Raw genomic sequence first — 4,861 nt, forward strand, 5'->3', positions numbered from 1 at the left:
CCAACAGCTATCATTTAACAAAATAAATAATATATGTAAAACAGCTTAAAATTAAGAGATATGCTTTTTAATTCGCTTCATTTCCTCTTGTTTTTTATACTGGTTACGCCTGCGTTTTTTCTTCTGCCCAATAAGCAAAGATGGAAGTTGCTGCTTGCAGCAAGTTGTTATTTCTATATGACCTTTGTGCCGGTTTATATCCTGATCCTGGTCTTCACTATTATCATTGATTACATTGCCGGAATATACATAGAGAACTCCAAAGGAAGAAAGCGTAAATTCTTCCTGATCCTAAGTCTGCTGGCCAACATTGGCGTTCTCGCGGTCTTTAAATATTATAACTTCCTTAATGATAATCTTTCTTTTTTACTGGGCAACATCGGCTATCAGAATCCTGTGCCCTATTTAAACATGCTTTTACCTATTGGCCTGTCATTTCATACGTTTCAGGCGATGAGTTATACCATTGAAGTTTACAGGGGCCATCAGAAAGCCGAACGGCATTTCGGAATCTATTCGCTGTATGTGATGTTTTATCCGCAACTGGTTGCTGGTCCGATTGAACGGCCGCAAAATATCCTCCATCAGTTTCATGAGAAACAGCATTTTGATTACAATAATGTTGTGGATGGATTGAAGCTTATGGTTTGGGGATTATTTCAAAAGGTTGTCATTGCAGACAGATTGTCCATCTACGTAAATGCAGTATACGCTAACTCAGATCAGCATAGTGGAATAACGCTGATTGTTGCCAATGTATTTTTTGCATTTCAGATCTATTGTGATTTCTCCGGATATTCTTATATCGCTATAGGCTGTGCAAAAGTGATGGGCTACGACCTGATGACTAATTTCAGGCGCCCCTATCTGGCTGCGAGCATCAAGGAATTCTGGTCTCGCTGGCATATTTCGCTCTCAACGTGGTTCAGGGATTATCTTTATTTTCCGCTCGGTGGTAACAGAGGTTCCAAAGCCAGGTGGTACATGAATCTTTTTATAGTATTTATGATCAGTGGCCTCTGGCATGGTGCAAACTGGACCTTCATCATCTGGGGCGCTTTACACGGCACCTACCAAATATGCAGTGTTCAGTTCAAGCATTTAAATCAACGGAATATACTCGGATACCAACCCTTAACAAACGCTTTCCATGTGCTGCTAACATTTTCACTGGTAACTTTTGCCTGGATCTTTTTCAGGGCCACTGACCTGAACCAGGCATTTGCAATCTGTAAAAGCATTTTCACTTTGAAATCCGGAGGACTCTATATCGGTACACCAGAAGGTTTTGCCTATTCAGTCATTTGGATCTTGTTCCTTTTGGTCGTGGAGTACATTACTGAATATAAGTCAGACCTGATTCAGGTATTTTACAGCCCGGTAAAACTGATAAGATTTACAGGATATATCTGTATAATCCTGATTATCATTCTATTTGGCGTATTTAACGGCGGACAGTTTATCTATTTTCAATTTTAACTATGAAAGCATATTATAAACTTTTTTTGAACGGGTTCATCATTTTACTGGTGTTGATTGTCACTGATAAGGCACTCGGGGCATTGATTGAGCATTATTTTTTTACCGAGAAACAAGGTGATTCTGCTATTACAACCCATGGCGTTTTACATGCCCGTGAAGACATCCTGATCTTTGGAAGTTCCAGGGCAAGTCACCATTACATTCCCGCGCTTATCAGCGGGAAAAGCGGGCTTTCCTGTTATAACCTTGGTCGTGACGGGATGAAAATGCTTTATTACGAAGAGTTATTGGTTGCTGTTTTAAGTTACCACAATCCAAAAATTGTGATCCTGGATCTGAACCTGAGCGATTTCGAGGACACCCCTCAGGAAGAAGAATTGTTAACGACTGTCTTCATGCCGTACATAAAAAAAAACAAAGCTGTCAGCGATTTGATATACAGGTTAAGCAAAACAGAATTTGCACTGGCAAACATTTCTACCCTTTACAGGCTAAACTCCCTACCGCTTTCCATCCTCCAGCACAATCTGGAAATAGGACAAAAGCAGTTCAATGGCTATGAGCCACTATTTGGTACACTGCCAAAATCCAGTAAAGTTATCTTCGTTGATAAAAAGAATTACAAAGAATCAAAAGCACAATTAAAAGCTTTTGAAAACATTGTACAGCTAACACAATCAAAACATATAAAGTTATGTGTGCTGGTCTCGCCCGGAATGAAAATTCATAAGAATAATGCAGTAAAAACTGCAAACCGCATTCTAAATAAATACCGTCTAAGTGTATACAATTATTCCGGGTTATTCAGTCCGGATCCCGCTCCCCTCTTTTATGATATTGGTCATTTAAACGAAGTTGGTGCAAGAGCTTTCACGAATATTGTCATACAACGGGTGTTTCCCAAAGAAATTTAAGACCCAATGGATTTCTCCCCCAAAGTTTAATGAAATCCACACCACCGATATGTGGAAAAATAAAGATAAATTATAGCTTCTTTGATAACACTTATTATCTTTATTATCATTGTAATATCTATTTTATTCGGAATTTGCAGTCCACCAAATTAGCCATCGCTTGAACATTTATGATTCCGTCTTAGCTGCTACATATCAGATTCGGGCAAGAAAAGCTTCGGATGCATCTGGGTCTTATTCAACTAAAATGAGAAACACATTATTATGCATATTCCTGCTATACTTTGCAATACCAGCACTGGGGCAAACCAGTTCCCTGGACGAACTGCCATTGCCCGTGCTAAGGAGAAAATTAGCGACAAGTGCAAATGACACCACAAAGGTAAAACTACAACTCGCCCTGGGGCATTTAATGCTACTGAAGCCTACAAAAGGAGAAAAGGATATTGATACGGCAATGTATTTTGCCACCCAGGCGTCAGTACTCAGCCGTCAGCTCAACTATCATTTCGGAATAATCAATTCCATGCTGCTGAGTTCAGAAAGTTACACCCATCGAAATGACCGAGAAACGGGTTTAAAGATTGCTCAAAATGCCCTTACATTTTCTCAGCAGCACAATAATACTGATGGCGAGGCAAGATCATATCATGTAATAGCTCAATACTATCAGACTACCGACCCCGTGGCCCTGCGGAACAGAATATTTTACATCAGCAAGGCTATAGATATATTCCGGAAGAATCGAAATTACCTCTGGCTCTCCTTTTTACTTACAGCAAATGCAGACTTGCTTATTCAGGCAGAAAGAACCAATGAAGGACTTAAGCTGCTGTTCGAAGCATTAAATTTAGGAAGAAGTGTAAGCCGGAGAACGGTTGAGGGTATTTACTGGCAGATCGGGATGACCTCCTTAAAGCTGAATGATTACTCCAGCGCTTTGAAATACACGCTGTTAGCGCGCAAAACCGCTAAAGAAGTTAAAGACACTACCTTGCAACTTTGCGGTATCAATCATTCCATTGCTTCAACCTATATTAAAATGCAGGAATACAGTAAAGCCATTCCATATTCTACGGAGGCTCTGTTACTTGCAAAACGTTACAGTAACCGTGGCTATATCAATAAAGTATCTTCAGCACTGGCATCTGAATATGCACACACTGGAAAGCTCTCCAAAGCGTTGATTATACTTGACGAGATGAAAAGCAACGCTTACACTGATGTAGAAAAACTTTCGGTCAGAGTGGATTATCTAAATAATCTGAGCCATGCAAAGGATTTTGGGGCAGCTTCAAAATATGCTATGGAGGTCAGGGACATGGTCGAGGGAATTCCGCCTCACAATGTAACAGAGATTATGAACGCGTATAATGCGCTTGCCAGCTACTACTCGGAAACGAATCAGACAAAACTGGCTTATCATTATTCTGATTTATATGCCGCAATGGCCTATAAACTAAATTATATTTCAGGTATCAGAACAGCTGAAAACCGTTACTACAAGCTGGTTGCCTCAAAAGGAAACCTGAGGTCAGCAATCGGGCACTACATCAAAGGACAGGAGATCAAGGACTCCATTGATAATATTGCTAAAGCTTATCAGCTGTTCCTGCAGAATATGGAAAATGAAACACAGGTAAAAAGCAAGCATATCGATTCGCTTACCCGGGTGTCACTGATCAACGAGAACAAAATCAAGCGGACCGAGTTGCTGCAGAACGTGACCGTTGGAGGCTGTATAATGCTGCTGATCATCACTGGCTTGATTTACAGCCGTTATCGCCTTAAGCAACACAGCAATGCATTGCTCACTCAGAAGAACTTGGAGATCGACCTGAAAAATTCTTCTCTAAATCAACTGGTGACTGACAAAAACCAGTTGCTGCAGGATAAAGATAAGCTGTTGGTAGAAAAGGACCTCCTCTTTAAAGAAGTAAACCACAGGGTCAAAAATAACCTCCAGATTGTGATGAACCTTTTGCAGTCCCAATGCATGATTATGTCGAATGAAACCGCGCAGCAGGCCATTTTGGAAAGCCAGAACCGGGTACAATCCATTGCGCTAATTCATGAACAGTTGTTTAAAACTGAGAGTAACACAGCGATCGACCTTCCATCCTACATCGAAGAATTGATCCGATCGCTGGACCGTTCCTTAAACCATAATGTTAACAGGATCTCGATCAGATGCGACATCGACCCGATCTCGCTCGACGTTTCGCAGGCAATCCCCTTAGGTATCATTTTAAATGAAACCGTCACCAACGCACTCAAATATGCATTTCCGGATAATCAGATGGGAACTATTAAGGTTTTTATCAAACGAAACGGAAATTTCATAGAGATGCTAATCAGTGACGATGGAATAGGATTGCCAGCTGATTTCGATCCGGAAAATACAAATTCGCTCGGGATAACACTTCTGCTGGGACTTACTGCACAACTGAGTGGTACCGTTTCAA

General features: G+C 40.7%; 3 protein-coding genes. All 3 read left to right on the top strand.

All coding sequences use genetic code 11. The annotated features are described in order from the left end of the window. Window positions 1-60 precede the first annotated feature (60 nt). The gene (locus ABWY16_RS07200) at window positions 61-1,479 is read left to right on the top strand and encodes an MBOAT family O-acyltransferase (RefSeq protein WP_353903968.1); all 1,419 of its coding nucleotides are present in this window, start codon (window positions 61-63) and stop codon (window positions 1,477-1,479) included. A gap of 2 nt (window positions 1,480-1,481) precedes the next feature. Beyond that, window positions 1,482-2,396, top strand: coding sequence for a hypothetical protein (locus tag ABWY16_RS07205; protein WP_353903969.1), 915 nt, complete (start codon window positions 1,482-1,484; stop codon window positions 2,394-2,396). A 247-nt stretch (window positions 2,397-2,643) separates the two neighbouring features. Further along, window positions 2,644-4,861, top strand: a 2,218-nt coding sequence (locus tag ABWY16_RS07210; RefSeq protein WP_353903970.1) for a sensor histidine kinase, incomplete at its 3' end; no start/stop codon positions are given.

The organism is Pedobacter sp., from assembly GCF_040513095.1.
GTDB lineage: Bacteria > Bacteroidota > Bacteroidia > Sphingobacteriales > Sphingobacteriaceae > Pedobacter.

Excerpts from the sequence above, each read along its gene's own strand:
- ABWY16_RS07200 (WP_353903968.1), top strand. The coding sequence starts at position 61 with ATGCTTTTTAATTCGCTTCATTTCCTCTTGTTTTTTATACTGGTTACG.
- ABWY16_RS07205 (WP_353903969.1), top strand. The coding sequence starts at position 1,482 with ATGAAAGCATATTATAAACTTTTTTTGAACGGGTTCATCATTTTACTG.